Here is a 26,984-nt window from a genome sequence, read left to right as displayed (position 1 = left end):
CTTCAGCGTGGCAGCTTGAGGTTGTTCCAGATGGCAAGGCTGGGTTCAGCCTGGTTCAGGGTATAGAAGTGCAGGCCTGGCGCGCCACCTTGCAACAATTCTTCACACATTGTGCTGATGACCTGTTCGCCGAACGCCTGGATGCTCTTGACGTCGTCGCCATAGGCTTCCAGTTGTTTGCGCACCCAGCGTGGGATTTCGGCCCCGCAGGCGTCGGAAAAGCGTGCCAGCTTGCTGTAGTTGGTGATCGGCATGATGCCCGGCACGATCGGGATGTTCACCCCCATGGCCCGTACACGCTCGACGAAGTAGAAGTAGCTGTCGGCGTTGAAGAAGTATTGGGTGATCGCGCTGTCGGCGCCAGCGTTGGCCTTGCGCACGAAGTTCTGCAGGTCGTTTTCGAAGTTGCGGGCCTGGGGGTGCATCTCCGGGTACGCCGCCACTTCGATGTGGAAGTGGTCGCCGCTTTCTTCACGGATAAAGCTCACCAGGTCATTGGCGTAGCGCAGCTCACCGCTGGCCATGCCCATGCCGGACGGCAGGTCGCCGCGCAGGGCGACGATGCGCTTGATGCCGGCTGCCTTGTATTGGGTCAGCAGGCTGCGCAGGTCGGCTTTGCTGTCGCCCACGCACGACAAGTGCGGAGCGGCGGGAACTTTGACTTCACTTTCCAGCTGCAGCACGGTGTTGATCGTGCGATCACGGGTCGAACCGCCGGCGCCGTAGGTGCAGGAGAAGAAGTCGGGGTTGTAGCTGGCCAACTGCTTGGCAGTCGCCATCAGTTTTTCATGCCCAGCATCGGTCTTGGTCGGGAAGAATTCGAAGCTGTAGCGACGGTCTTGGGACATGGTAATACCCTTTGAAACTCAGAATGCCGACGGTGCCCCCCTGTAGGAGCGAGCTTGATGTGGCGAGGGAGCAAGCTCCCTCGCCACAACAAGCCCGCCCCAGCAAAGCAGGGGGCTGTTACTCAGTAACGGTAAGCGTGCGGCTTGAACGGACCTTCAACGGTCACGCCGATGTAGTCGGCCTGGGTCTTGGTCAGTTGAGTCACCACGCCGCCGAAGCCGCGGACCATTTCCAGGGCCACTTCTTCGTCGAGTTTCTTCGGCAATACTTCCACGGTCAGGCGCTCGGCTTTCTGGGCGGGCGACAGGTCGGCGTACTTCTGGCCGAACAGGAAGATTTGGGCCAGGACCTGGTTGGCGAACGAACCGTCCATGATGCGGCTTGGGTGGCCGGTGGCGTTGCCCAGGTTAACCAGGCGGCCTTCAGCCAGCAGGATCAGGTAGTCGTCGTTCTGGGCGTCGAACGCGCCAGCACCGGTACGGTGAACCTTGTGTACCTGTGGCTTCACTTCTTCCCATGCCCAGTTCTTGCGCATGAAAGCGGTGTCGATTTCGTTGTCGAAGTGACCGATGTTGCAGACAACAGCACGCTTCTTCAAGGCTTTAAGCATGTTCGCGTCGCAAACATTCACGTTACCGGTGGTGGTCACGATCAGGTCGATCTTGCCCAGCAGGGCCTTGTCGATGCTCGCTTCGGTGCCGTCATTGACGCCATCGATGAACGGCGAAACCACTTCGAAGCCGTCCATGCAGGCTTGCATGGCGCAGATCGGGTCGACTTCGGAGACCTTGACGATCATGCCTTCCTGACGCAGGGACTGGGACGAGCCCTTGCCCACGTCACCGTAGCCGATCACCAGGGCTTGCTTGCCCGACAGCAGGTGGTCGGTGCCGCGCTTGATGGCATCGTTCAGGCTATGACGGCAGCCGTACTTGTTGTCGTTCTTGCTCTTGGTCACGGAGTCGTTGACGTTGATGGCCGGGATTTTCAGCTCGCCCTTGGCCAGCATGTCCAACAGGCGGTGTACGCCCGTGGTGGTTTCTTCGGTCACGCCGTGGACGCGGTCCAGGATTGCTGGGTACTTCTTGTGCAGCAGCTCGGTCAGGTCGCCGCCGTCGTCGAGGATCATGTTGGCATCCCAAGGCGCGCCATCTTTCAGGATGGTTTGCTCCAGGCACCACTCGTACTCTTCTTCGGTCTCGCCTTTCCAGGCGAATACCGGGATACCGGCAGCAGCGATGGCGGCAGCGGCCTGGTCTTGAGTCGAGAAAATGTTGCAGGACGACCAGCGTACTTCGGCACCCAGGGCAACCAGGGTTTCGATCAGCACGGCGGTCTGGATGGTCATGTGGATGCAGCCGAGGATCTTCGCACCCTTGAGCGGTTGCTCAGCGGCATACTTGCGGCGCAGGCCCATCAGGGCAGGCATTTCGGATTCGGCGATAAAGGTTTCACGACGGCCCCAGGCGGCGAGGGACATGTCGGCGACTTTGTAGTCGTTGAAATCTGCAGGCGTGTTTACTGCGCTCATGAAGAGCCTCCATTCGTAGTGTGCGAATGGGCGCCGTTGTGCGTTTAGTATCAGGCCAGGTGGACCAGGCCGGACAACGCCCCATCCGAGCCTGACAGGTTGAACCTGCTGCAGCGCCCCTCGGACAGGTGGCGGGAGAACGGTATCAACTGAAGATGACCGTTTTGAAGCGGGGGCGATTATAGCCGTGTGCGCCAGACTTCCCAAGCCTTTCTGTCGGCAACATGAAGATCGCGCATGGGCGTGATAGGCAATGGCTCATAGAGCTTGGGGCCGGGCTCTGCCATGATGTTGCCCATCATTTCGCAACACGCTTTGGAGTGACCATGAACTTCCACACCCGCAAATGGGTAAAACCCGAAGACCTCAACCCCAACGGCACCCTGTTCGGCGGCAGCCTGTTGCGCTGGATCGATGAAGAAGCGGCGATCTATGCCATCGTCCAGCTGGGCAACCAGCGGGTGGTCACCAAGTACATCTCCGAAATCAACTTCGTCAGCGCCTCGCGCCAGGGCGACATCATCGAGCTGGGCATCACCGCCACCGAGTTCGGCCGCACCTCCATCACCCTGACCTGTGAAGTACGCAACAAGATCACGCGTAAGAGCATCCTCACGGTAGAGAAAATGGTCTTCGTCAACCTCGGTGAAGATGGCCTGCCAGCGCCTCATGGCCGCACCGAGATCCGGTACGTGAAGGACCAGTTCAAGGACGACAGTCTTCCTGAGTAACAAACCCTCGGCGTGATTTGCTTTACCAAATCATTCCGCATGGATCTCTGCCAGGCTCTCTCATCACTCAGGACCACACCCTGTAGAGAGCCTGCGTATGAAAGTGATTAACTCGATCGCCCGGAATCAACCCGCATTGAGTGATAAGGCTCATTCCCCGACCCAGCACCCTGTGAAGACGGCGCTGGTGGAGGGCGTGGGCGAGCGCAATGTGACGCTTCTACGCGATAGTAAGGGGCGGGTAGAGGTGATTTTATCGGCGCCGCCCGTCACGAGCCTGGTGTTGAGCGGTGGAGGGGCCAAGGGCGTCGCTTTTTCGGGGGTGGTGCAGGCGCTTGAGGACGCCCGGAAGCTGAACGGTATTCAGTCGATATCCGGCTCATCCGCCGGTGCGATTTCGGCGGCGTTGATTGCCAGCGGAATGGGCGCTGCGGCATTTGACCGGTTGTCGGACAGCATCGATTTACCAAGCCTACTGAACAGCCAGGACGCCGTGACGGCCTGGATGCAGGATGCCTGTACGACACTTGGCAAATGTGCGGGGCGTTTGCCCGGTGGTGTCGGCACTATTTTCCGTTTGTTGATGACCTTGGCGCCGCGCCTGCAGACTGAAGCCCTTCCCCTTGAGGAACTGATCCGCAACGAGTCGCGCGCGTCGATTCTTGGTCATATCGCGCAAAGCCCTCGAGAAACCAGGCCGACCGAAGTCATGAGCATTGCTGACAAGCTGAATGCGGGTGGCGCACCCACGTTTGGTGATCTCGAGGTGTTGAGCCGGCATATTCCTGCGATCAAACAATTCAGTATCACCGGTAGCGGCATGTTTGATGGCCGCCCGCAGTTAGTGATGTTCAATGCCAGCCTGACTCCAGCGATGGATATTGCCCGGGCCGCGCATATTTCGGGTTCGTTACCGGTGGTGTTCAAAAATCCGGTGGAGCAAGGTCATGCCTTTCAGGCATCAGCTGAAAAAACCGCATTCAAGGATGGTGGGCTGCTGCTCAACACTCCGGCGCCAGGTGTTGTGGCGCGGCCATGTTCCGATAGTCCGCTGAACAAGCTTGAATCGCTGATCGTTAAATTTGAGTCCAGCTCTTCTGATGCATCCGCTCGCAGTGGCAGTTTTTTCAGCAGTCTGGCCGACCATCTCGTGGGCGTTGAGCATTCGGCCGCTGGAGCGTTTCAGGATAAAAGGCTCGAAGCGTTCGCCGATCAGATTGTGACACTGCCCCTGAAGACCGAAAAAGGCGACTTTACGGGTCTGCTCAATGGCACGGTCAACTTCACTATGCAGGATGAGCAGAAGCAACTTCTGCAGACGAAAGCGCGACAAACGGTGGAGACGCATTTGGAGCGACGGACCAAGGCACTTGAGCATCATTCGTTCCAATCACTGAATGAAGCCGTGCTGGCCATGGATGATGAAATGCTCGCCAGCGTGCAACCCACGCTGCAAAGCGACCCGGCGGTCGCGGATGTGCTGATGTTTCGGAAAAACGCGCAACAGGCGTTGCGAAACCTGGATGGTGCGATCACCCAGGCCAATCAGTCACAGGGCTCCCTGGTGTTCACGCCGAACATTTCATCGGCCCTGCGTAACTTGGATGCCCTTGCCCGACGGCCAGAGCACATCGACTGGTTGGGGCGCAGCCTCAATGTTGCAAGTCAGCGCAACTTTCAGCAATTGCTGCAAGTGGCGGCCAAACAGATCGAAAGTGATGCAATGCCTCTGTCCAAAGTCATCGGCGGTGCAGTGACCGAAATGAAAGTGCGCGATATTTCGATGAAAGCTGAAAACTTCACACGGGAAGTGATCTACCCCTCGTTGTTTCGGCCAGGCCAGCCCATGTCTAACGTTGAACTGTTGCACCGTGCGGCTCAGGACCTGGCTCGGGCTACTACCCCCAGCGAATTCAACCAGGTACTCGACACCATCAGTGGTCACTACAAAGCGCGTAACAAGCCCTGGGACAAGGCGCGCCGCTCAACCACCGTGGAGATGGCAAAGGCCTGGAGGGTGCAGGTTTAGTTGTGTGGCCACTGAACAGCTACTGTGGCGGCGTGTCGTAGCTACAGGCACCCCTAGGACTCTGGAACATCATGGCCACTCAAGCAGACGGCAAGACCCCAAACCTGTCGCAGGAAGAGCAACAGGACGTGGACGAGAACCAACCACCCCGTGCGGCGGTGTTGCATGAAATCATCCGTACACAGGGTGACCAGGAACTGGAGCGCAGTGTTGCTGCCTTGTGGTGGTCGGCATTGGCGGCCGGGTTGACCATGGGCCTTTCGCTGATGGCCATGGGGCTGCTCAACTCTCGGCTGCCGGATGGCGAAAGTTTTAAGGTTATCGCCAGCTTCGGCTACTGCGCAGGGTTCCTGGCAGTGATCCTGGCGCGCCAGCAACTGTTCACCGAGAACACCCTGACGGCTGTTTTGCCGGTGATGAGCAAACCCACGCTAGGCAATGCCGGGCGATTGTTACGGCTATGGACAGTGGTGCTGGTGGGCAACCTGTGCGGCACCTTGCTGGTGGCTTATGTGATGTTGCACCTGCCGATCTTCGACACCAAGACCGACCTGGCCTTCCTGGAAATCGGCCGCAAGATCATGGAAAACGACGCCGGCCAGATGTTTGCCAAGGGCATCGTCTCCGGCTGGATGATCGCCACCATGGTATGGATGATCCCCTCCATGGAAAGCGCCAAGATGTGGATCATTATTCTGATCACCTACCTGATGGCTCTGGGCGACTTCACCCATATCGTCGTCGGCTCCGCCGAGGTGTCGTACCTGGTATTCGCTGGCGAGTTGCCGTGGAAGGATTTCTGGCTGGTGTTCGCCGGGCCGACCCTGGCGGGCAATATCATTGGCGGCAGCTTTATATTTGCGCTGATCAGCCATGCGCAGATTCGCAGTGAAAGCAGTCTGCCGGGCAAGAAAGCTGCGGACCCGAGGCATCCGCAGCAGATCGACAAGGCTCAGTGAGCGTCCGGCGCGGCCTGGGGATCGTCCCGGGTCACGCGCTTGACCAGCTTACCGATGCTCAACCCCTGCAGCAGGATCGACGACAGCACCACGATGTAGGTGATGCTCAGCAGCAAGTCGCGCTCCGGGCCCAGCGGCAGGGCCAATGCCAGTGCCACGGACACCCCGCCACGCAGGCCACCCCACGTCAGGATGCGGATGGTCCCGCGTGGCACTGTGCGCCAGCGCCGCAGCAGCAGGATGGCCGGTGCAACCGTCAACAGACGCGACAGCAGGATCGCCACGGCCAGCAAGCTGGCGGCGAACACGTGCAGCCAGTTAAACGGCAACAGCAGCAGCTCCATGCCGATCAGTGCGAACAGCAGCGCATTGAGCATGTCGTCGAGCAATTCCCAGAAGCCGTCCAGGTAGCGCCGGGTCATGTCGTTCATTGCCAGTTTGCGCCCCAGGTTGCCGATGATCAGCCCGGCGACCACCATCGCAATCGGTGCCGAAACGTGCAGTTCGGTGGCCATCGCCGAGCCGCCGATGACCAGGGCGAGGGTCAGCATCACCTCGATCTGGTGCTGCTCGATGCTCTTGATCATCAGGTACACCAGGTAGCCGATCAGGCCACCGAACACCACGCCGCCAATCGCCTCGTGGGCAAACAGCATGGCGGTGGCGCCCACGGTCGGCGTTTCGCCTAACTGTGCAATGCCCAGTAAAACGGTGAACACCACGACAGCCGTGCCATCGTTGAACAGCGACTCGCCGACAATGGTGGTCTTCAATGGCTTGGAGGCGTTGGCGGTACGCAGCACGCCCAATACCGCGATCGGGTCGGTGGGGGAAATCAGCGCACCGAACAGCAGGCAGTAGAGGAAGCTGACGTGCCAGCCGAACAGGGCAAAGATGTAATACGCCAGGCTGCCGATCACCACGGTCGCGATCAATACGCCGAAGGTCGCCAGCAGGCCGATGGGCCAGCGGTAGCTGCGCAGGTCGTTGAGGTTTACGTGCAAGGCACCGGCGAACAGCAAGAATGAGAGCATCCAGTTCATCAGCAGATCGCCGAAGTCGATCTGGCCAATCAGTTGCTGGATGCGCTCTTCCAGGCCTGGATAGCCGAGAAAACTCAAGCCTTGCAGGATCAGCGAAAACAGCAGGGCCGTGACCATCACGCCGATGGTGGGCGGCAGGCCGATGAAGCGGAAGTTCACATAGGTAAGCAGGGTGGTGAGGCAAATGAAGGCGGCGACAAGTTCAAGCATCCGGGGTCCTTGGAAGTTGGGTGGAAGAGCGTTAATGGGGGATGGACCGCAACCCCTGCACGATGTTGCAGGGCTGGGGGCAAATCACCGATAGAACCTTTTGCGGGGCTGGCGGCTCATAGCGATGGGTGCGGCGTTTCATGTTGAGTGCTAAAACTCTAAATTCTGCTTCAAACTAAAAAGCAAACTAAAAAAAGGAATCAGTGATGACGGTGGCCTTCTGGTGTGTGTTGATCGCAATCTTTCTGCCTTATCTGTGCACAGGGGTGGCCAAGTTCAGCGGTGGCAAGTTCGGGCCGCGGCAGAACCACGACCCTCGCGCGTTCCTGGACACCCTCGAAGGGGTTGCCAAGCGTGCCCACAGTGCTCAACTCAACAGCTTTGAAGTGACGCCGGCATTTGCGGCGGCAGTGATTATCGCGCACTTGGCCGGTACGGCTGAGTTGGTCACCATCAATGTGCTGGCCGTGCTGTTTATCACCAGTCGCCTGCTGTACATCATCTGCTACCTGGCCGACTGGGCGATCGCTCGCTCACTGGTGTGGTTCGTGGGTATGGCGCTGATTGCGAGTTTCTTCTTCGTCTCGATCTGAAGGCTGAAGCAGAGCCACTGTTGGCGCGGTGTTTGTAGTGAGCGGGCTTGCCCCGCGCTGGGTGGCGAAGCCGCCCCGGAACCATACGCCTCGGTGTGCCTGAATAAATTGCGTGAGGCTGATGGGGGCTGCTGCGCAGCCCAGCGCGGGGCAAGCCCGCTCACTACGGTAAACCGAGTGTGGCGGAGCGGTTTTCAGCTCCCGACAGGTGCATCCGGCACTTGCGGCAATGCTGCGCCCTTGGGCCACAACATCCAGATTTGCCCCTGCTGCTTCATGTTCCCCGCCAGTTCACCCGCCGCATCGCCAGTGCCCCAGAACAAGTCCGCGCGCACTTCACCCGTGATTGCACCGCCGGTGTCCTGTGCCGCTACCGGGCGGACGATGGGCGAACCATCCGGCTTGGTGGTCGAAAGCCACAGCAGACTGCCCAACGGAATCACCTTGCGATCCACCGCGACGCTGTAGCCGGCGGTCAACGGTACGTTCAAGGAACCGCGCGGGCCTTCATTGCTGTCGGGCCGTGCGCTGAAAAACACATAGCTTGGGTTGCTCGCCAGCAGCTCCGGAATACGCTGCGGATGCGCCTTGGCCCAAGCGCTGATGGCGCCCATGGTCACGTCTTCCTTCTTCAGCTCGCCTTGTTCCACCAGCCAGCGACCGATCGGGCGGTAGGGGTAGCCGTTCTGGTCGCCATAACCGACCCGCAGTTGGCGCCCACCGGCCAGTTGAATGCGGCCCGAGCCCTGGATTTGCAGGAATTGCAGGTCCATCGGGTTCGTCAGCCAGGCAATCGGCTTGGCCGTGGAGCCCTGGCCGTTGATGGCGCTGGCGTCGTCGTAGGGCTTGAGCACGCGACCTTCCAGGCGACCGCGCAGGCGCTTGCCCTTGAGCTCGGGGTAGATGCTTTCCAGGTTGACGATGATCAGGTCGTCCGGCACGCCGTACACCGGCACGTTGGCCTTGGCGGTCTTGGTCAGGCTACCGGGGTAGACCGGTTCGTAGTAGCCGGTGATCAAGCCGTTCGGGGTGTTGTCGGCCGAGCGCAGGCCGAACACATCCAGGCGCTCCTTGAGGAACCCGCGCACGGCCAAGGCATTGCTCGGCACTGTGGCGGCTGCCGCACAGGTCGCGCCCCACACCGGGTCGGCCTTGAGCCGTTGGCAGGCGCTGCGCCAGGATTCAAAACCGGCCAGCAGATCGCTGTCGGACACCGTCGGCAAGGCTTCCCACGGTGCGCTCACATAGGTGGCGACGGCGTGGGGTTTGGAAGTTTCATCTTTGGCTGTTTCTTTACCCGCGTCGCAGCCGGCCAGCAGTGCGATCATCGGCAGAGCCCACGCCAGGCGGCGGCTCCAGGGTTTCAAGCTGACATTCATACAAACACTTCCTGAAGCGATTGCCCGCGTCGCAGCGCTGTTGGGCAACCCTTATTAATAATAGGGCTATTGGTCTTTGCGGGCGGGGCGAGGATACTGGCCGCCGTTTTCCGTGACCTCGAAGCCACCATGACTTTTAAACGACTGACCGTTGTACTGCTGGCCTGCCTGACGTTGTCCGCCTGTGGCGGCGTTGATCCGAATTCGCCGCTGGGCCAGCGCAAGGCGATCTTCAAGCAGATGCTCAAGACCGGCGAAGACCTGGGCGGCATGCTGCGCGGGCGCATCCCGTTCGACGGCGCGAAATTCGCCGACGGTGCAGTCAAGCTGGACGCGTTGTCCCATGAACCATGGAAACATTTTCCGAGCGTGCGTGAAGAGGATCACACCAGCGCCAAGGACGATGTCTGGCAGAAACAGGCGCAATTCCAGCAACTGGCCCGCAACCTTGAAACGGCCACCGGTGAATTGGTGACCGCCAGCCAAGTGCAGCCTTACAAGGCCAGCAACCTGGGGCCTGCGGTGCAGAAAGTCGAAGATGCCTGCAGCGCCTGCCATAAACAGTTCCGGGACCACTGACCGGTTTTACTGGTCGAGTTCTTCCACCGCGTCCTGCAGTTCCTTGCGGGACTCGGCGAGTTTGTCCTTACGCTTGTTGATCTTGTCCGCGTCGCCTTTTTTCATGGCCTTGTCGAGGTCGGCCTGACGGCGGCTGACTTCATGCTTGGCGTCGAGCACCTTGTTTTCCCGCTCTTTCCTCAGGGAGGCGTCGGTGCAGTTGGCAGTGACTTCGCTCAGGGCTTTTTCCAGGCCGGCTTGTTGTTCGCTGTTGCCGTGGACCTTGGCCTGTTCGATCTGGGTGCTGATGGCTTGGCGCTTGGCCGCGCAGCCGGTGAGCTGAGGGGCTTCTTCGGCGGCCAGCAGCGGCGTGGCCATGAAGCTTGCGACGGTCAGCAAGGCAAAGGGGGCTAGAAATTTCATGTGGGGCTCCAAAGTCGCAATCTGATGGCGCGGACAGCAGGTTCAAAAACCGTCTATCCCCGCCACGCGTAATGTTTCAGCCAAGCCCCGTACGTGCGGGTCGCGAAAAAAAGCGCTCAGTTGCGCTGCGCGGCCCGGGCCGATGCCATCGATGGCCAGCCAGGCCTGGGTGTCTCTGGCGACCAGCGTCTGCCAGTCGCCTTCCAGGTTATTACGTGCCGCAGGCGGTACACCCAAGGCCTTGAGCCATTGTGCGAAGGGCCGTTGCCGCGCGCTGTGGAAGCTGTCGACCACGCGCGCACGGGTGCGATCACCGAAGCCATCAATGTTAGCAAGCTCTGCCGTATCCAGGGTTAACCAATCGAGAAAGCCTGCGATTAGACCGGCCTGGATCAATACGTTCCAGGTCTCGCGGCCAATGTGTGGCAAGGCGAGGCCCTGGTTGCCGCTCAGCCAGGAAAGGCGCGCCAGCAACTGCTCCTCGCAACCGGGGTCCAGTTGCCAGCAACTCAAGGCATGGAATTTCCCCGGATTGGGCACGGGCAAGTCCGCCCTTGTGCTGCTGCGCAGGATGACCTCATCCAGCCGAGGGATCACCTGGCCCGCCAGGCTGATGGAGACGTGGTCGCCAGGGCGGATATCCAGCGATTGCCAGCGCTTCAATGAGCCGGCGCTCACCCGGCTGATCTGCCGGTCATCCAAGCGCACCGGTTCCAATTCCAGCATGGGTGTGATGCGCCCGGTACGGCCGATCTTGAATTGCACGTCGCGCACCAGCGCCAGGGCCTTGGTCGTCGGGTACTTCCAGGCGGCCGCCCAGTAGGGTGTACTGACCTGCCAACGCTCGGCAGGGGCGTGCTGCGCCTGGTGCAACACCACCCCATCGCTGGCGAACGGCAGTGGATGGCCATACCAATAGGCGCGCCAGTGCGCGGCTTCGCTGATGTTCCGGATGGGCTGGCTGAAGCGCTGGGTGTCAGTGAACCCCCAACGTTTCAGTGTGGAAAGGCGCTCGGTAAAGGCTGCCGGCCCTTGTGGCCAAGCCCAGACGAACAGGCCAATACCGGCGGCATCGGTGTCGCCCAAGTGTTTGCGGTTCATCAATCCGGCCACCTTGCTGCGGGCATTGAGCCCGCCGCTGGCCGATTGCACATGGTCGTCGAGGCGCCAATAGAGTTCGCCTTGCAGTACCAGGTCGATGGGGTCGGGCAACTGCTGGACAATGCCGGGGATTTTGCGCGCGGAGGCAGACCAGTCATGGCCCATGACGCCATCGCCTCGACTGATGACTTGGCGCAGGCGACCCTGTTGATACACCAGGGTCACCGCAACACCGTCCACCTTGGGTTGAATCCAGACATCCTTTCGTGTGCCCAGCCAGGCGTCGACTGCGTGTTCGTCCAGCAGTTTCTCCAGGCCTGTATGCGCAACGGGGTGAGGCTGGGCGCCACGTGAACTCGCCAGTGGGTTGTTGGGTGTGGCGGTGGGGGCGGGGAAGCACTGATGCCACTGAGCCAGGCGCTGGCGCGCCTGGTCGTAGAGTTCGTCGCTCACCGGGGACTGGCCAAGCCGGTGGTAACTGTCATCCCATTGGCGTATCTGTTCGGCCAGGGTACTGACGTGTGCTCGGGCTTCATCGGAGCACGCTTGGGCCCACACCCAGCAGGGTAGGGCGCTGAGTAAAAGGGCAAACAGTAAGTGCATCATGAGCATCCTTGCTCGGAAAGGGTGCCCAGCCTAAATGATCCACGCGGCCACAAAAAAGCCCCGGCAGTGCGGGGCTCTTTACGGGGTGTTTCTATTTACTTGAACAGGCCGCCCAGGGCTTTTACCGCGTCGGGCTTATCGGCCTTGGCCTCTTGGGTTTGCTGCTTGGCGTCGGCTTTGGCCTGGGCCTCAGTGAGTTTGTTACAACCTTTGTTGATCTGGTCCTGCGCCGCTTTGAAGGCTTTCACTTTCAAGCTGTCCTTCTGGGCCTCGGCTGCATCGATCTTGGCTTGCAGGTCGTTGGCTTGCTTCTGGCAGTCGCCGGAGTTGCCGCCGCCCAGTTGGGAACTCAGGGCACCACTCAGTGCGCTCAGGTCGGCGGCGTTTGCCGGCAAGGCAAACAGGCTGAGCAGGAGGGCGGCAGGGGCGAGCGTGGAGATGCGCATGGAAAACCTCAATGTTCGATTGCCTGCGCGCTGATGAGTCCCGGGCTGGCGCAGGGCAATATCCAAATAAGGTGACGGGCCCGAGAGGGCGCGGATTCTAGAGGGCCATCATTGAGCCTGCAAGGTTTGGATCCAAAAAACGTGAAGGCCATCGCGCAAATGACGGCGCAATAAAAAGCCCCGCCGGGCGAACCCGGCGGGGCTTTTGTGTACCGAGAGCGATTACAGGCCGGCGGCAATCCGCAGGTCGTTGGCGCGGTCGGTTTTTTCCCAGGTGAAGGTGGTGAAGGTGTCGTCGCCGACCGTCTTCTGCGCAGGGGTACGACCGAAGTGGCCGTAGGCTGCGGTTTCCTGGTACATCGGGTGCAGCAGGTCGAGCATGGTGGTGATCGCGTAAGGGCGCAGGTCGAAGATCTCACGCACCAGCTTGACGATCTTGTCATCGCTGATCTTGCCGGTGCCGAAGGTATTCAGCGAGATCGACGTAGGCTGGGCCACACCGATAGCGTAGGACACCTGGATCTCGCAACGCTCGGCCAGGCCGGCGGCGACGATGTTCTTGGCCACGTAACGACCGGCGTAAGCGGCGGAACGGTCAACCTTGGAAGGATCTTTACCCGAGAACGCGCCACCGCCGTGACGGGCCATGCCGCCGTAGCTGTCGACGATGATCTTGCGACCGGTCAGGCCGCAATCGCCTACCGGGCCACCGATGATGAACTGGCCAGTCGGGTTGATGTGGAACTGGGTGTCCTTGCTCAGCAGCTCGGCCGGCAGCACGTGCTTGACGATCAGCTCCATCACGCCTTCACGCAGGTCGGCGTAGGACACGTCCGGGTTGTGCTGGGTCGACAATACAACGGCGTCGATACCCACGACTTTGCCGCCTTCGTAACGGCAGGTGACCTGGGACTTGGCGTCCGGGCGCAACCACGGCAGCAGGCCGGACTTACGCGCTTCGGCCTGACGTTGCACCAGTTGGTGCGAGAAGGTGATCGGTGCAGGCATCAGCACGTCGGTTTCGTTGCTGGCGTAGCCGAACATCAGGCCCTGGTCGCCGGCGCCCTGGTCTTCCGGCTTGGCACGGTCGACGCCTTGGTTGATGTCTGGGGACTGCTTGCCGATGATGTTCATCACGCCGCAGGTCGCGCCGTCGAAACCGACGTCGGAGCTGGTGTAGCCGATGTCGGTGATCACGTCACGGACGATCTGCTCCAGGTCGACCCAGGCGGTGGTGGTCACTTCGCCAGCGATGATCGCTACACCGGTTTTCACCAGAGTCTCGCACGCCACACGGGCGAACTTGTCTTCAGCAATGATGGCGTCCAGCACCGCGTCAGAAATCTGGTCGGCGATTTTGTCCGGATGCCCTTCAGACACGGACTCGGAGGTGAAAAGGGAGTATTCGCTCATCTCGATGTTTTCCTGATATTTACCGATGGTGAGTGTCGCCAGCCGGCCGCTGAAAATGGCGGACCTGGATCTGGAAACCATTACGTAAACCTACATAGAGGCTTTCCCCGGGAACGAGTCCCGCAGCGGTGGCCCAACGGGCCAGATCGTCCTGTTCAAAACCCAACCATAGATCACCGCAGGCCTCCCTGGCCCAATTCTGGTTGTGGCTGCATAAATCTGTCACCAGCAGGCTACCGCCGGGGTGCAGCAGCCCGGCCATTTGCTTGAGGGCGTCGGCGGGGGCGGCGAAATGGTGCAAGACCATATTCAACACCACGCAGTCGGCCTTTAACGCCGTGCTATTCAATGCGTCCGCCAGCTGCAGGCTGACATTGCCCAGCGCTTCGCGTTCGCACAGCTGGCGCGCCAGTTCGAGCATCGCCGGGCTGTTGTCCAGGGCGGTGACCTGCTGGAAGCGCCGCGCCAGGTCCGGTAAGAAACCGCCGTCGCCTGGGCCGACCTCCAGCGCGGTGGCCTCCTCACTGAAGCTCAGCTTGTCGAGCAGCGCCAGTACGCTGTCGCGGTATTGCGGCAAACCGGCGATCAAGTCCTGTTGGGCGCGAAATTTCTCGGCGACCCGTGCGAAAAAGTCCTGGCTCGCGGCGGCGCGTTGCCCATGGACTTGGCCGATGCGCGACTGCACATCGCCCGGCAGACCCAGGTTGTCCACCTCTTCGAGCAGCGCGGCGTGCAGCTTGCCGCCAAGCAACTCGGTGTGGGGCAGGGCGCGACGGTAGAAAATCGCATTGCCTTCGCGGCGGGTAGCCACCAGGTCGGCCTGGGCCAGCACCTTCAAGTGATGACTCATGCCGGATTGGCCGATGGCGAAGATCTGCGCCAGTTCCAATACGCCGAAGGAATCGTTGGCCAGTGCGCGCAATACGTTCAAACGCAACGGGTCGCCAGCGGCCTTGCATAAGGCTGCCAGTTCATCGCCGTCGTCAGGACGCAGGGAGGGCATGGGTAGGTTCATAAGGCCAGCAGTCTAGAGACGGGTGGGAGTCCTCGCAAGGCCAATATCAAAAAGTTTTGATATTGATCGATAAGTGGGGGTTATAAGCAGCCGCTATAACCTTTAGACGAACCGGTTAACGGTTTCTGCAAGCGAATGCCGCCCAAAGCACAGGAAAAACACCCACAAGTGACTATCTGTCATTGCCCGCAGGCGGTGGCTGAGGGAAAATGCCGGTCCTTTTTTCCGTTTCTTTTCAGCAAACCCCAGGAGATCAGCGATGCCCAGCCGTCGTGAGCGTGCCAACGCCATTCGTGCCCTCAGCATGGATGCCGTGCAAAAAGCCAACAGCGGCCATCCCGGTGCCCCGATGGGCATGGCGGATATCGCCGAGGTACTTTGGCGTGACTACCTGAAACACAACCCGAGCAACCCATCGTTCGCCGACCGTGACCGCTTCGTGCTGTCCAACGGCCACGGCTCGATGCTGATTTATTCGCTGCTGCACCTGACCGGCTACGACGTCACCATCGATGACCTCAAGAGCTTCCGCCAGTTGCACAGCCGCACCCCCGGCCACCCTGAATTCGGCTACACCCCAGGCGTCGAGACCACCACCGGTCCCCTGGGCCAAGGCCTGGCCAACGCCGTGGGCTTCGCGCTGGCGGAAAAAGTCCTGGGCGCGCAGTTCAACCGCCCCGGCCACGACATCGTCGACCACCACACCTACGTGTTCCTGGGTGATGGCTGCATGATGGAAGGCATTTCCCACGAAGTCGCTTCCCTGGCCGGTACCCTGGGCCTGGGCAAGCTGATCGCGTTCTACGATGACAACGGCATCTCCATCGACGGCGAAGTCGAAGGCTGGTTCACCGATGACACCCCTAAGCGTTTCGAAGCCTACAACTGGCAGGTGATCCGCAACGTCGACGGCCACGATCCGGAAGAAATCAAGATTGCCATCGACACCGCCCGCAAGAGCGCTCAGCCGACCCTGATCTGCTGCAAGACCACCATCGGTTTCGGTTCGCCGAACAAGCAGGGCAAAGAAGACTGCCACGGCGCCCCGCTGGGTGACGCGGAAATCGCCCTGACCCGTGAAGCGCTGAAGTGGAACCACGGCCCGTTCGAAATCCCGGCCGACATCTATGCCGAGTGGGATGCCAAGGAAAAAGGCCTGGCCGCCGAAGCCGAGTGGGACCAGCGTTTTGCGGCCTACTCCGCCGAATTCCCGGAGCTTGCCAACGAACTGGTACGCCGCCTGGCCGGTGACCTGCCTGCCGATTTCTCGGAAAAAGCCTCGGCCTACATCGCCGAAGTCGCGGCCAAGGGCGAGACCATCGCCAGCCGTAAAGCCAGCCAGAACACCCTGAACGCTTTTGGCCCGCTGCTGCCTGAGTTCCTCGGCGGTTCCGCCGACCTGGCCGGTTCCAACCTGACCCTGTGGAAAGGCTGCAAAGGTGTTTCGGCTGAAGACGCCAGCGGCAACTACATGTACTACGGCGTACGCGAGTTCGGCATGAGCGCCATCATGAACGGCGTGTCCCTGCACGGTGGCCTGGTGCCTTACGGCGCGACCTTCCTGATGTTCATGGAATACGCCCGCAACGCCGTACGCATGGCTGCGCTGATGAAGAAGCGCGTCATCCACGTGTACACCCACGACTCCATCGGCCTCGGCGAAGACGGTCCGACGCACCAGCCGGTCGAGCAACTGACCAGCCTGCGTACCACGCCGAACCTGGATTGCTGGCGCCCAGCCGACGCGGTCGAATCCGCCGTGGCCTGGAAGCACGCCATCGAACGCAAGGACGGCCCTTCGGCGCTGATCTTCTCGCGCCAGAACCTGCAGCACCAAGTGCGTACCGACGCACAGATCGCCGACATCAGCCGTGGCGGCTACGTGCTCAAGGACTGCATCGGCGAGCCGGAGCTGATCCTGATCTCCACCGGTTCCGAAGTGGGCCTGACCGTCCAGGCCTACGACAAGCTGACCGCCCAAGGCCGCAACGTGCGTGTTGTGTCCATGCCGTGCACCAGCGTGTTCGAAGCCCAGGACGCCGGCTACAAGCAATCGGTGCTGCCGTTGCAGGTCAGCGCGCGTATCGCCATCGAAGCGGCGCATGCCGACTACTGGTACAAGTACGTGGGCCTGGAAGGCCGCGTGATCGGCATGACCACCTACGGTGAGTCGGCGCCGGCGCCAGCGTTGTTCGAAGAGTTCGGCTTCACCCTGGAAAATATCCTGGGTCAGGCTGAAGAGCTGCTGGAAGACTAAGGCTGTAGATTGGGGTGGCTGTACTGACGCCTTCGCGAGCAAGCCCGCTCCCACATTTGGAATGCATTTCAACTGTGGGAGCGGGCTTGCTCGCGAAGGCGGTGGCACATTCACCCCATTACCCAAGGTAATCGAGAACCCCATGCCCCAACCGCGTCCCTACAAAGTTGCACTCAACGGCTACGGCCGCATTGGTCGTTGCGTCTTGCGTGCTCTGTTCGAGCGAGGGGCGGCTGCCGGGTTTGAAATTGTCGCGATCAACGATTTGGCCGACATGGCCAGCATCGAATACCTGACACGCTTTGACTCCACACACGGCCGGTTCCCCGGCGAAGTGCGGGTCGAGGGCGATTGTCTGCATATCAATGGCGACTGCGTGAAAGTCCTGCGCAGTGCCACCCCCGAGGGCATCGACTGGGCTGCGCTGGGCGTCGACCTGGTGTTGGAATGCTCCGGTGCTTATCACACCCGTGCCGATGGCCAGCGTTTCCTCGACGCTGGCGCACCGCGTGTGCTGTTTTCCCAGCCGATGGCAAGCGAGGCGGATGTCGACGCCACCATCGTCTACGGCATCAACCAGGATTGCCTGACCGGCAACGAGCTGCTGGTGTCCAACGCCTCCTGTACCACCAACTGCAGCGTGCCATTGTTGCGCCTGTTGGATCAGGCGATCGGGCTGGACTACGTGTCGATCACCACGATTCACTCGGCGATGAACGACCAGCCGGTGATCGACGCCTACCATCACGAAGACCTGCGCCGCACGCGCTCGGCGTTCCAGTCAGTGATTCCGGTGTCCACCGGGCTGGCACGCGGTATCGAGCGACTGTTGCCGGAACTTGCCGGGCGAATCCAGGCCAAAGCCGTACGGGTGCCGACGGTGAACGTGTCCTGCCTGGACATCACCATGCAAACCGTCAGCGACACCGATGCGACGGAGGTCAACCGGATCCTGCGCGACGCCGCCACCAGCGGGCCGCTCAAAGGCTTGCTGGCCTACACCGAGTTGCCCCACGCCAGTTGTGATTTCAACCATGACCCGCATTCGGCCATTGTCGATGCCAGCCAGACCCGCGTTTCCGGCCCGAGGCTGGTGAACATCCTGGCCTGGTTCGACAACGAATGGGGTTTTGCCAACCGAATGCTCGACGTTGCGGAACATTATCTGCATATCGCCTCTAAACAACCTCAACAGTAATTCAGGAACTGCCACCCATGACCGTGTTGAAGATGACCGACCTCGATCTGCAAGGTAAGCGCGTACTGATTCGCGAAGACCTCAACGTCCCAGTCAAGGACGGTGTTGTCACCAGCGATGCGCGAATCCTGGCCTCGCTGCCGACCATCAAGCTGGCCCTGGAAAAAGGCGCGGCCGTGATGGTCTGCTCCCACCTGGGTCGTCCGACCGAAGGTGAGTTCTCCGCCGAAAACAGCCTCAAGCCGGTAGCCGAGTACCTCAGCAAAGCCCTGGGCCGCGACGTGCCGCTGGTGGCTGACTACCTGGGTGGCGTTGACGTGAAGGCCGGCGACATCGTGCTGTTCGAAAACGTGCGCTTCAACAAAGGCGAGAAAAAGAACAACGACGAGCTGGCCCAGCAATACGCTGCGCTGTGCGACGTGTTCGTGATGGACGCGTTCGGCACCGCTCACCGCGCCGAGGGTTCGACCCACGGCGTGGCCAAGTTCGCCAAGGTTGCCGCTGCTGGCCCGCTGCTGGCCGCTGAACTGGATGCACTGGGCAAGGCTCTGGGCGCTCCGGCGCAACCGATGGCCGCCATCGTCGCTGGCTCCAAGGTGTCCACCAAGCTGGACGTGCTCAACAGCCTCAGCCAGATCTGTAATCAGCTGATCGTCGGCGGCGGCATTGCCAACACCTTCCTGGCCGCTGCCGGTCACCCGGTGGGTAAGTCCCTGTACGAGCCGGACCTGCTCGACACCGCTCGTGCCATCGCCGCCAAAGTCAGCGTGCCGCTGCCGGTGGACGTGGTCGTCGCCAAGGAATTTGCCGAAAGCGCCGAAGCCACCGTCAAGCTGATCGCTGACGTGGCTGACGACGACATGATCCTGGATATCGGCCCGCAAACCGCGGCCAACTTCGCCGAACTGCTGAAAGCTTCCCAGACCATCCTGTGGAACGGTCCGGTCGGCGTGTTTGAGTTCGACCAGTTCGGCAACGGCACCAAAGTGCTGGCCAAGGCCATCGCCGAAAGCTCGGCATTCTCCATCGCCGGCGGCGGCGACACCCTCGCGGCCATCGATAAATATGGCGTTGCTGACCAGATCTCCTACATTTCTACCGGTGGCGGCGCATTCCTTGAATTCGTCGAAGGCAAAGTCCTGCCGGCCGTTGAAGTGCTGGAAACCCGGGCCAAAGGTTAAGGCGCGTGATCCGGAAAAGGAGTATTCCCATGATCAAGTCGTTGGCAGTGTTGACCGCAGCGGGCCTGTTGGCGGGCTGCGGCAGCACGCCAAACGCAGAGCCGGAAGCTGGAAAGCCTGCGGCGCAGCAGAAAAAAAGCTGCTACCAGGCGGACTGGCAAGCCGAGACCATGCCGGTGATCAACAAGCGCATCGGCAACGAACGGCTGGAGAAATACGACTCCGCGCCCAACGGTCAGGAACAGGGTTGCCCTTGATGGGTCTGATCAACTAACCGACAGCAGCGGCGGCCCCCTGGTCGCCCTGTGAGGATTGGCAATGAAAGGCGTTTTCGCCCTGGCAGCCCTGGCCCTGTTGGCCGGCTGCAGCAGCATGAACATGTTCAACAAGGCAGAGCCTGCCGATAAATGGACCACCTGGACCTGCGACAGCAAGGCCGAGGTCAACTGGCGCTTTGCCAACCAGGCTCGTAGCGAGGTGGATGTACGCCTCGGCGGTTCCGACCAGGTTTATCGCCTCAAGCAGGAGGTTGCCGCCTCGGGTGTGCTGTATGCCAACGATCAGCTGGCGTTTCACACAAAAGGTGAGGAAGGCCTGGTTTACTGGGTCGCCACCGATGATTTGATCGGGCGGGGCTGTAAAGCCCAATAGAGACACCAGGGTCTTGAAATTAATGAGATCCAAATGTGGGAGGGGGCTTGCCCCCGATAGCGGTGTGTCAGGCACCGACTTCGTTGGGTGAACCGCAGCCATCGGGGGCAAGCCCCCTCCCACATTGATTCGATTCCAGACTGGAATTAGGGTCAGCCTCATCAGCAATAACGATTCAGCAGGCCAGGCATGCAAACCCTGACCCGCAATAACTTGAATAGCAGCCGCCGCTACGGCAGGCTTGCACGATTAACGACCCTCGACCGGGAGAGACAACACAATGGCACTTATCAGCATGCGTCAAATGCTGGACCACGCAGCCGAGTTCGGCTACGGCGTCCCAGCCTTTAACGTCAACAACCTTGAGCAGATGCGCGCCATCATGGAAGCCGCTGACAAGACCGACTCCCCCGTGATCGTCCAGGCTTCGGCCGGTGCGCGCAAATACGCCGGCGCGCCCTTCCTGCGTCACCTGATCCTTGCTGCGATCGAAGAGTTCCCACACATCCCGGTGTGCATGCACCAGGACCACGGCACCAGCCCTGACGTGTGCCAGCGCTCCATCCAACTGGGCTTCAGCTCGGTCATGATGGACGGCTCCCTCGGCGAAGACGGCAAGACCCCGACCGACTACGAATACAACGTCCGCGTCACCCAACAAACCGTGGCCATGGCTCACGCCTGCGGCGTATCGGTTGAAGGTGAGCTGGGCTGCCTGGGTTCCCTGGAAACCGGCATGGCCGGCGAAGAAGACGGCATCGGCGCCGAAGGCGTGCTGGATCACAGCCAGATGCTGACCGACCCGGAAGAAGCCGCTGACTTCGTGAAGAAGACCCAAGTTGATGCCCTGGCTATTGCCATCGGCACCAGCCACGGCGCCTACAAGTTCACCAAGCCGCCTACCGGCGACGTGCTGGCCATCGACCGCATCAAGGAAATCCACAAGCGCATCCCTAACACCCACCTGGTGATGCACGGTTCTTCCTCGGTCCCGCAAGAGTGGCTGGCGATCATCAACCAGTACGGCGGCGACATCAAAGAAACCTACGGCGTACCGGTTGAAGAAATCGTCGAAGGCATCAAGTACGGCGTGCGCAAGGTCAACATCGACACCGACTTGCGTTTGGCGTCCACGGGTGCGATGCGCCGTTTGATGGCGACCAACCCGAGCGAGTTCGACCCGCGTAAATTCTTCGGCGCTACCGTGACCGCGATGCGCGATGTGTGTATCGCACGCTACGAAGCGTTCGGCACTGCGGGTAACGCTTCGAAGATCAAGCCGATCTCGTTGGAAGCGATGTACCAGCGTTACCTGAAAGGTGAGTTGAACGCCAAGGTGAACTGAGCCTAGGACGTTTAAAAGAAGCCCGCAGCGATGCGGGCTTTTTTATGGCTGCGATTGTGTCAGGCGGCGTTGAGGGTATCGAAACCACGGTGTTCGATGACGCGGAACACATCGCTGACGTCCTGCACCAGAATGCGCGCCGTATTGGCCACATTGTTCAGGTCACGCTCGGCGAAGTCCGGCAGGCTGGAGCAGGCCATCAGGTTGAGGTGTTCGAGGGCGGCGTTAAGGCGTTCTCGCAGGCAGGCGTGGAGGTCCAGCAATGGGGCGGTGCTGTCGATCAAGAGGACGGGGTTATCGGTAGCGTTTTCGGCGCAGGGGTAGAAGCGGCGGGGCGGTAGTTGGTTCTTCATGGCAAATCCTTAACTCAAGTGAAGAATGGCCACCGTTTGCTGCGAAACAAATAGGGTGGCAGCTGTGCGCGGGTTCGCAGACCGAGGAGTTAAGACCCGGCAGACCCGAAGGTCTCCCACGCACAACCGCCATAACAAAGACGGCCATCGGCAAGAATACCGGGGCTGCTTTGACGGTTGTGGTTTTAACTCGGTAGGGCTGCGAAACCCTATCGCCATTCAATGCCGGCGACGGGGCGAACTATAAGCGCCGACCTGATTCGCCGCAACGGCCCTGTAGGACACAGAACCCCTGTGGGAGCCGGGCTTGCCCGCGATGGCGGTGTGCCAGTCAGCGAATAGTTCGGCTGATACACCGTCATCGCGGGCAAGCCCGGCTCCCACAGGGTTCGTTGGCGCGCTCAAAAATGCGAATGATCTCTGGGCGTGTTAGGACATGGCCTACACGAGACGAGGCGATGCTCAGTCGTGATCAATATCCAACTTGGCAAACGTCACCCGCGCGCCTTCCTTGCTGTCCCCACTGTTGTCCTGCACATACGCCCCCGCCTTGAAGTACAGCGGCTTGGCGCCCCACGCCGCACCAATGCGCTCATTCCACTCACCGTCCGCGGCGTACACACTCAGTAACCCCGCCTTATTGAGGTTGATCACGTAGGTGAAGCTCTTCTCCAGCGGCACATTCGACGCCACGGTGATCACCCGCCCTTCGCCGTCATCCGGGCGCATGCGCACCTTGGCGACGATATTGCCGGTCTGGGTTTTTTCCTTGAATTGGTATTCCAGCTTGATCAACGGCTTCTGGCTGTCGTACGCATGAATCTGCCCAATCACGATTTTGCCGGTAGAGGGCACTTGATTGACGGTCAGGGTGGCGCGCAGGAAGTTGTCCGCATCCGGGTAGGTCCAGTTGCGCAGGCGCCCATCGGCGTAGGTCTCGCGCAATTCGCTGCGCGGGTACACGGCATTTTCGGTGCGGGTGCCGGTGACGGGGGTCCAGAATTGCACGTTGCTGCCTTCGGCCTGGAAATACTGGTCCTTGAAGCCGCTCATCAGCTTTGGGGTCTCGATGGTGGCGGGCGGGGAGCCGACCGGAATGCTCAGGTTCCAGGTGGAAAGATCAATCATGGCGTAGGCCTTTTTACAGAGGGGTATAGGCTATGGCCCTTGGGCCAGACAGGTTCTTTATAGGCGGTAGTCCTGCGCTTGTTAATTAATCCCTGGCAAATTATTGGCGCCAAAGGAATGCCAAAAAGCCATGTTTCCCATGCGCCGTGGCCTCCAGACCCTGACCGTTAGTCGGCTTCCTGAACTTTGGCGCGATGATGGCACCGCGGTCACTTCTGATTTTCCGGAACCGAGGCTAGAGTGAGGCCTCAGTATTTGTCCGGGTTTTATACCAGAAGTGACCGGAGCAGCTCCTTCAAGGAAGAGACGTAGCATGGATTGCGCTCCACACCTAGGCGATGGCGGATCGGTTTTACTGGTAGTCGATGACTATCCGGAAAACCTGGTCAGCATGCGTGCACTTTTACAGCGCGAAGACTGGCAAGTGGTCACCGCCGGTTCCGGTGTGGAAGCCCTGGAGTTACTGCTCAAGCATGACGTCGACCTGGTGTTACTGGACGTGAAAATGCCCGGCATGGACGGCTTCGAGGTGGCCCGCCTGATGCGTGGCAACCAGCGCACCCGCATGACGCCGATCATCTTCCTCAGTGCCAATGCGCAATCCCCGGCCGCTGTGCTGGAGGGCTACGCCAGCGGTGCCATCGATTACCTGTTCAAGCCCTTCGACCCGCATATCCTCAAGCCCAAGGTCCAGGCGTTGCTGGAGCACCAGCGCAATCGCCGTGCCTTGCAGCGCCTGAGTCATGATTTGGAGTCTGCCCGCGCCTTTAATGCATCGGTGTTGGACAACGCCGCCGAAGGCATTCTGGTGGTGAGTGAGGAGGGCGTGATCGAGTACGCCAACCCGGCGATTTCACGCCTGCTCAATGCCACGATGGATGAGTTGCAGGGGCAAGAGTTCTTGAGCTTCCTGCAGAAACCCCATGTGCCCGCGTGGCTGGAGTCGCAGATGTATGCCGGTTACCGCGACGGCAAAACCTGGCGCCTGCACGATGCGATTTTGCGCACCGGCCGAGGCCAGCAGGTGCCCGTGGCCTTGTCCTGTGCACCGTTGCCGGCCGAACAGAAGGCCATGGTGGTGACGGTGCTGGACATGTCCGAGGTGCGCCACCTGCACCAACAACTGGAGTTCCAGGCCGTCACTGACCCGCTGACCGGGCTGCTCAATCGGCGTGGTTTTTATCAGGCGGTGGAGAACACCCTGCTGCGCAGCGAGCGGGTAGAGCAATCGCTGGTATTGCTCTACCTGGACCTTGACGGCTTCAAACGGGTCAATGATTCCCTGGGCCATGACGCCGGCGACCGGGTATTGCGCTGGGTCTCGGAGCAGTTACAGAGTTGCCTGCGCTCCTATGACATTCTGGGGCGCATGGGCGGTGACGAATTCACCGCGCTTTTAGAGCTGGAGTTCCCCGAGCAAGCGGCGAAGATCGCGGAAAAACTGATCGAACGCGTGTCGATCTGCCAACAGGTGGATGGCCTGGATGTGATGCTCGGCGTCAGCATCGGCATCGCCACGTTCCCGGATTGCGGCTCGGACTTGAACGGCCTGCTGCGCGCGGCTGACATCGCCATGTACGAAGCCAAGCGTGCGGGCCGTCAGCAATATCGCTATTACGACCAGGAAATGAACGGCCGCGCCCGTTCGCGCCTGATGCTGGAAGACAGCGTGCGCACGGCGATTCAAAACAAGGATTTCACCCTGGTCTACCAGCCCCAGGTTTCCCTGGCGGACGGGCGTTTGCGCGGTGTAGAGGCGCTGTTGCGCTGGCAGCATCCGAGTGTCGGCGATGTGCCGCCAGGGCTGTTCTTGCCATTGCTGGAAGAGGCGCGCTTGATCAGCCAGCTGAGTAGCTGGATTTACCAACAGGTCGCCGCCCAGCGCCTGGCGTGGCAAGCCACCTTCGATCAGGAACTGGTGCTGAGCGTGAGCTTGAGCAGCCATCAGTTCAATATGCCCAACCTGGCGGCCCAACTGCAGCAGGTGCTTGAGCGCCATGGGTTGCATGGGCGCCAGTTGGAGGTGGAAATCAGCGAAGACAGCCTGACGAGTAACCTGGAAGAGTCCGGCAAGCAGCTGAAGTTATTGCGCCAGATCGGTGTGCGGATTGCCCTGGATGACTTCGGTTCGGGCAACTGTTCCCTGGCCCATCTGCGCGACCTGGCCTTCGACACCCTCAAGCTCGACCCGCAGTTGATCGCCCGCCTGCCGGGCTCCGCACGGGATGCGGTGATGGCGCGCAGCATCATCGAGCTGTGCGGGCATTTTGATGTGCTCGTGGTCGCCGAAGGTGTGGAAACCTCGGAGCAAGCCCAATGGCTCAAGGCCAATGGTTGCGCGTATATCCAGGGCCCGTGGGCCGCGCAGCCGATGGTGGCCGAGGACGTGCTGGACTGGTCACGCGCCCGCGTGCGTTGAATTCGTTACACTGGCGACCCTCCGAACCCTGTTGCCGAGCCCCATGACCGCGCTGAAATACCTCCAGGCTTATCCCGCAGCCCTCCAAGAACAAGTGCGCCAGATGATCGCCAAGGATCAGTTGGGCGCTTACCTGGAACAGCGTTACCCCGAGCGCCACGCGGTACAGAGCGACAAGGCCCTGTACGCCTACGCCCTGGCCTTGAAGCAGGAGCACCTGCGCAACGCGCCGGCCATCGACAAAGTGCTGTTTGATAACCGCCTGGACCTGACCCACCGCGCCCTCGGCCTGCACACGACGATTTCGCGGGTGCAGGGCGGCAATCTTAAATCCAAGAAAGAGATCCGCATTGCGGCGCTGTTCAAGGAGGCCGCGCCCGAGTTCCTGCGCATGATCGTGGTGCACGAACTGGCGCACTTCAAGGAGTCGGACCACAACAAGGCGTTCTACAAACTCTGTGAGTACATGATGCCGGGCTACCATCAGGTGGAATTCGACCTGCGGGTCTACCTCACGTACCGCGACCTGCAGGGCAAACCCTGACCACACAAGGCGACCGACCATGGATGTGAGCAAGACCAAGAGCAGCTTCTACCGTCGCCTGTATGTGGCGTACCTGATCGACAGCGGCCAGGCGAGCAGCGTCCCGGCGCTGACCGACGCCACGGGCATGCCTCGGCGTACGGCCCAGGATACGATTGCGGCATTGGCCGACTTGGATATCGTGTGTGAGTTCGAACAGGAGGACGGCGCCCGCAACCACGCCGGGCACTATCGGATTCGCAGCTGGGGAGCGATTGATCGGCGGTGGATCGAGGCGAATCTGGCTTCGGTGAAGCAGGTGCTGGGGTATCCCTGAAGTTCGGCGGTGTGTGAACTGGCGCTATCGCGGGCAAGCCCACTCCCACCTTTGATCGGTGAATACTCTCGAATGTGGGCGCTGGCTTGCCTGCGAAGAGGCCCTCAGGCGCGGCGCATCCCTATATGGGGAATATCATCCTCAAGGTATTCCTCACCCGCCACCACAAACCCATACCGCCCGTAATACCCCTGCAAATGCGCCTGGGCTGACAGAAACATCGGCGTCTGCGGCCATATATCGGCAATCCGCTCTAGCGTCTCTTCCATCATCCGATGCCCCAGCCCGGTGCCGCGCGCCACGGGCGCCACAATCACTCGGCCGATCACCACATCGCCGCCCTGGGACTCCGGGTCCAGCAGGCGCAGGTACGCCACGAGTTGATCATCCTGCCAGGCCATCAGGTGGTGGGTGTCGCCCGACAAGTCCTGCCCGTCAAGATCCTGGTAAAGGCATTTTTGCTCCACGACAAAGACCTCGTTGCGCAAGCGCAAGATGGCGTAAAGCTGCTCCTTGCCCAAGTCGTCGTGATGCTTGCAGACCCATTCAACTGTCATGGCGTGTTCTCTTATCAATGTCTGTTCCGGATAGTAAGCGCAGCCGGCAATGCTGTCTAAGTGAGCTATTTTTGTGAGTGAAATCAAATTGCCATCATTGAGTGCGTTTGCCGTCGGCTTCTTTGTGTAATCTGAGCTACTGTTAGAAC

General features: G+C 60.6%; 26 protein-coding genes and 1 riboswitch. Of the genes, 14 read left to right on the top strand and 12 right to left on the bottom strand.

Going from position 1 to position 26,984, the window contains the following annotated elements; all coding sequences use genetic code 11:
• Positions 1–2: 2 nt before the first annotated feature.
• Both metF and ahcY read right to left on the bottom strand, forming a co-directional pair.
• On the bottom strand, positions 3–848 hold the full coding sequence (gene metF, locus ACI512_RS01000) for a methylenetetrahydrofolate reductase [NAD(P)H] (protein WP_015886308.1): 846 nt from the start codon (positions 846–848) through the stop codon (positions 3–5).
• Between the two features lie 122 nt (positions 849–970).
• Positions 971–2,380, bottom strand: coding sequence for an adenosylhomocysteinase (ahcY, locus tag ACI512_RS00995; RefSeq protein ID WP_015886307.1), 1,410 nt, complete (start codon positions 2,378–2,380; stop codon positions 971–973).
• Positions 2,381–2,401: 21 nt separating this feature from the next.
• A riboswitch (S-adenosyl-L-homocysteine riboswitch) is annotated at positions 2,402–2,508 on the bottom strand.
• 198 nt (positions 2,509–2,706) lie between these two features.
• Between ahcY and ACI512_RS00990 the strand changes: the two genes are divergently transcribed.
• The 3 genes from ACI512_RS00990 to ACI512_RS00980 all read left to right on the top strand — a co-directional run bounded on the left by ACI512_RS00990 (position 2,707) and on the right by ACI512_RS00980 (position 6,099).
• Positions 2,707–3,111, top strand: coding sequence for an acyl-CoA thioesterase (locus ACI512_RS00990; protein WP_010207175.1), 405 nt, complete (start codon positions 2,707–2,709; stop codon positions 3,109–3,111).
• Between the two features lie 97 nt (positions 3,112–3,208).
• The gene (locus tag ACI512_RS00985; RefSeq protein WP_236379652.1) at positions 3,209–5,140 is read left to right on the top strand and encodes a patatin-like phospholipase family protein; all 1,932 of its coding nucleotides are present in this window, start codon (positions 3,209–3,211) and stop codon (positions 5,138–5,140) included.
• 71 nt (positions 5,141–5,211) lie between these two features.
• Positions 5,212–6,099 (top strand): formate/nitrite transporter family protein, encoded by an 888-nt coding sequence (locus ACI512_RS00980; RefSeq protein WP_064054299.1) that lies wholly within the window; start codon positions 5,212–5,214, stop codon positions 6,097–6,099.
• Here the strand turns inward: ACI512_RS00980 and ACI512_RS00975 are convergent.
• Entirely contained in the window at positions 6,093–7,352 is a 1,260-nt protein-coding gene (locus tag ACI512_RS00975) for a sodium:proton antiporter (protein WP_064054298.1), read from the bottom strand. The two genes, ACI512_RS00980 and ACI512_RS00975, sit on opposite strands and share 7 nt — an antisense overlap.
• 206 nt (positions 7,353–7,558) lie before the next feature.
• On the opposite strand from ACI512_RS00975, the gene ACI512_RS00970 reads away from it, so the two are divergent.
• Complete coding sequence (locus ACI512_RS00970; RefSeq protein ID WP_043206031.1) at positions 7,559–7,945, top strand: MAPEG family protein; 387 nt, start codon at positions 7,559–7,561, stop codon at positions 7,943–7,945.
• A 194-nt stretch (positions 7,946–8,139) separates the two neighbouring features.
• On the opposite strand, the gene ACI512_RS00965 is transcribed toward ACI512_RS00970, so the two are convergent.
• Complete coding sequence (locus tag ACI512_RS00965; RefSeq protein ID WP_236379651.1) at positions 8,140–9,324, bottom strand: murein transglycosylase A; 1,185 nt, start codon at positions 9,322–9,324, stop codon at positions 8,140–8,142.
• A 129-nt stretch (positions 9,325–9,453) separates the two neighbouring features.
• Between ACI512_RS00965 and ACI512_RS00960 the strand changes: the two genes are divergently transcribed.
• On the top strand, positions 9,454–9,903 hold the full coding sequence (locus tag ACI512_RS00960; RefSeq protein WP_231809648.1) for a cytochrome c: 450 nt from the start codon (positions 9,454–9,456) through the stop codon (positions 9,901–9,903).
• A gap of 6 nt (positions 9,904–9,909) precedes the next feature.
• Here ACI512_RS00960 and ACI512_RS00955 read toward each other — a convergent pair whose 3' ends face one another.
• From ACI512_RS00955 to ACI512_RS00935, 5 genes are all read right to left on the bottom strand, one after another.
• Entirely contained in the window at positions 9,910–10,305 is a 396-nt protein-coding gene (locus tag ACI512_RS00955) for a DUF1090 domain-containing protein (RefSeq protein ID WP_015886300.1), read from the bottom strand.
• Positions 10,306–10,347: 42 nt separating this feature from the next.
• Positions 10,348–12,012 (bottom strand): NAD-dependent DNA ligase LigB, encoded by a 1,665-nt coding sequence (gene ligB / locus ACI512_RS00950; protein WP_236379650.1) that lies wholly within the window; start codon positions 12,010–12,012, stop codon positions 10,348–10,350.
• A 95-nt stretch (positions 12,013–12,107) separates the two neighbouring features.
• Positions 12,108–12,458, bottom strand: coding sequence for a hypothetical protein (locus tag ACI512_RS00945; protein WP_043206029.1), 351 nt, complete (start codon positions 12,456–12,458; stop codon positions 12,108–12,110).
• 222 nt (positions 12,459–12,680) lie between these two features.
• Positions 12,681–13,871, bottom strand: coding sequence for a methionine adenosyltransferase (gene metK / locus ACI512_RS00940; RefSeq protein ID WP_015886297.1), 1,191 nt, complete (start codon positions 13,869–13,871; stop codon positions 12,681–12,683).
• 19 nt (positions 13,872–13,890) lie between these two features.
• The gene (locus ACI512_RS00935) at positions 13,891–14,886 is read right to left on the bottom strand and encodes a metalloregulator ArsR/SmtB family transcription factor (RefSeq protein WP_015886296.1); all 996 of its coding nucleotides are present in this window, start codon (positions 14,884–14,886) and stop codon (positions 13,891–13,893) included.
• Between the two features lie 259 nt (positions 14,887–15,145).
• Here ACI512_RS00935 and tkt point away from each other — a divergent pair, with 259 nt between their 5' ends.
• The 6 genes from tkt (at position 15,146) to fba (ending at position 21,518) form a co-directional block, all read left to right on the top strand.
• The gene (gene tkt / locus ACI512_RS00930; RefSeq protein ID WP_231809645.1) at positions 15,146–17,143 is read left to right on the top strand and encodes a transketolase; all 1,998 of its coding nucleotides are present in this window, start codon (positions 15,146–15,148) and stop codon (positions 17,141–17,143) included.
• 142 nt (positions 17,144–17,285) lie between these two features.
• Positions 17,286–18,341 carry an erythrose-4-phosphate dehydrogenase gene (epd, locus tag ACI512_RS00925; RefSeq protein ID WP_058415149.1) on the top strand — a complete coding sequence of 352 codons (1,056 nt, stop codon included), beginning with the start codon at positions 17,286–17,288 and terminating at the stop codon, positions 18,339–18,341.
• A 17-nt stretch (positions 18,342–18,358) separates the two neighbouring features.
• Positions 18,359–19,522, top strand: a complete 1,164-nt coding sequence (locus ACI512_RS00920) for a phosphoglycerate kinase (protein ID WP_236379649.1) — start codon at positions 18,359–18,361, stop codon at positions 19,520–19,522.
• Positions 19,523–19,551: 29 nt separating this feature from the next.
• Entirely contained in the window at positions 19,552–19,779 is a 228-nt protein-coding gene (locus tag ACI512_RS00915; RefSeq protein ID WP_064054293.1) for a hypothetical protein, read from the top strand.
• Positions 19,780–19,840: 61 nt separating this feature from the next.
• Positions 19,841–20,173, top strand: coding sequence for an MliC family protein (locus ACI512_RS00910; RefSeq protein ID WP_015886291.1), 333 nt, complete (start codon positions 19,841–19,843; stop codon positions 20,171–20,173).
• A 280-nt stretch (positions 20,174–20,453) separates the two neighbouring features.
• Complete coding sequence (fba, locus tag ACI512_RS00905; RefSeq protein ID WP_003177554.1) at positions 20,454–21,518, top strand: class II fructose-bisphosphate aldolase; 1,065 nt, start codon at positions 20,454–20,456, stop codon at positions 21,516–21,518.
• 59 nt (positions 21,519–21,577) lie between these two features.
• Here the strand turns inward: fba and ACI512_RS00900 are convergent, their stop codons facing one another.
• Positions 21,578–21,871: a fructose-bisphosphate aldolase gene (locus ACI512_RS00900; protein ID WP_236379648.1), complete on the bottom strand. Its 294-nt coding sequence runs from the start codon at positions 21,869–21,871 to the stop codon at positions 21,578–21,580.
• A gap of 462 nt (positions 21,872–22,333) precedes the next feature.
• Positions 22,334–22,999 carry a polysaccharide lyase family 7 protein gene (locus ACI512_RS00895; RefSeq protein WP_043206023.1) on the bottom strand — a complete coding sequence of 222 codons (666 nt, stop codon included), beginning with the start codon at positions 22,997–22,999 and terminating at the stop codon, positions 22,334–22,336.
• A 313-nt stretch (positions 23,000–23,312) separates the two neighbouring features.
• On the opposite strand from ACI512_RS00895, the gene ACI512_RS00890 reads away from it, so the two are divergent.
• Genes ACI512_RS00890 through ACI512_RS00880 form a run of 3 tightly spaced genes read left to right on the top strand, consistent with a single transcriptional unit; the run spans position 23,313 to position 26,278 of the window.
• Positions 23,313–25,418 (top strand): bifunctional diguanylate cyclase/phosphodiesterase, encoded by a 2,106-nt coding sequence (locus tag ACI512_RS00890; RefSeq protein ID WP_236381531.1) that lies wholly within the window; start codon positions 23,313–23,315, stop codon positions 25,416–25,418.
• 43 nt (positions 25,419–25,461) lie between these two features.
• Positions 25,462–25,962 (top strand): M48 family metallopeptidase, encoded by a 501-nt coding sequence (locus ACI512_RS00885; RefSeq protein WP_015886287.1) that lies wholly within the window; start codon positions 25,462–25,464, stop codon positions 25,960–25,962.
• A 19-nt stretch (positions 25,963–25,981) separates the two neighbouring features.
• Positions 25,982–26,278, top strand: a complete 297-nt coding sequence (locus tag ACI512_RS00880; protein ID WP_015886286.1) for a helix-turn-helix domain-containing protein — start codon at positions 25,982–25,984, stop codon at positions 26,276–26,278.
• Positions 26,279–26,382: 104 nt separating this feature from the next.
• Here ACI512_RS00880 and ACI512_RS00875 read toward each other — a convergent pair whose 3' ends face one another.
• A complete protein-coding gene (locus tag ACI512_RS00875; RefSeq protein WP_231809641.1) occupies positions 26,383–26,835 on the bottom strand; it encodes a GNAT family N-acetyltransferase in 453 nt (150 codons plus the stop codon).
• Between the last annotated feature and the right edge of the window lie 149 nt (positions 26,836–26,984).

The organism is Pseudomonas petroselini (assembly GCF_045037875.1).
Taxonomy (GTDB): domain Bacteria; phylum Pseudomonadota; class Gammaproteobacteria; order Pseudomonadales; family Pseudomonadaceae; genus Aquipseudomonas; species Aquipseudomonas petroselini.
Note: the sequence above shows the minus strand (reverse complement) of the source record. Positions and strands in the feature narration are given on the sequence as shown.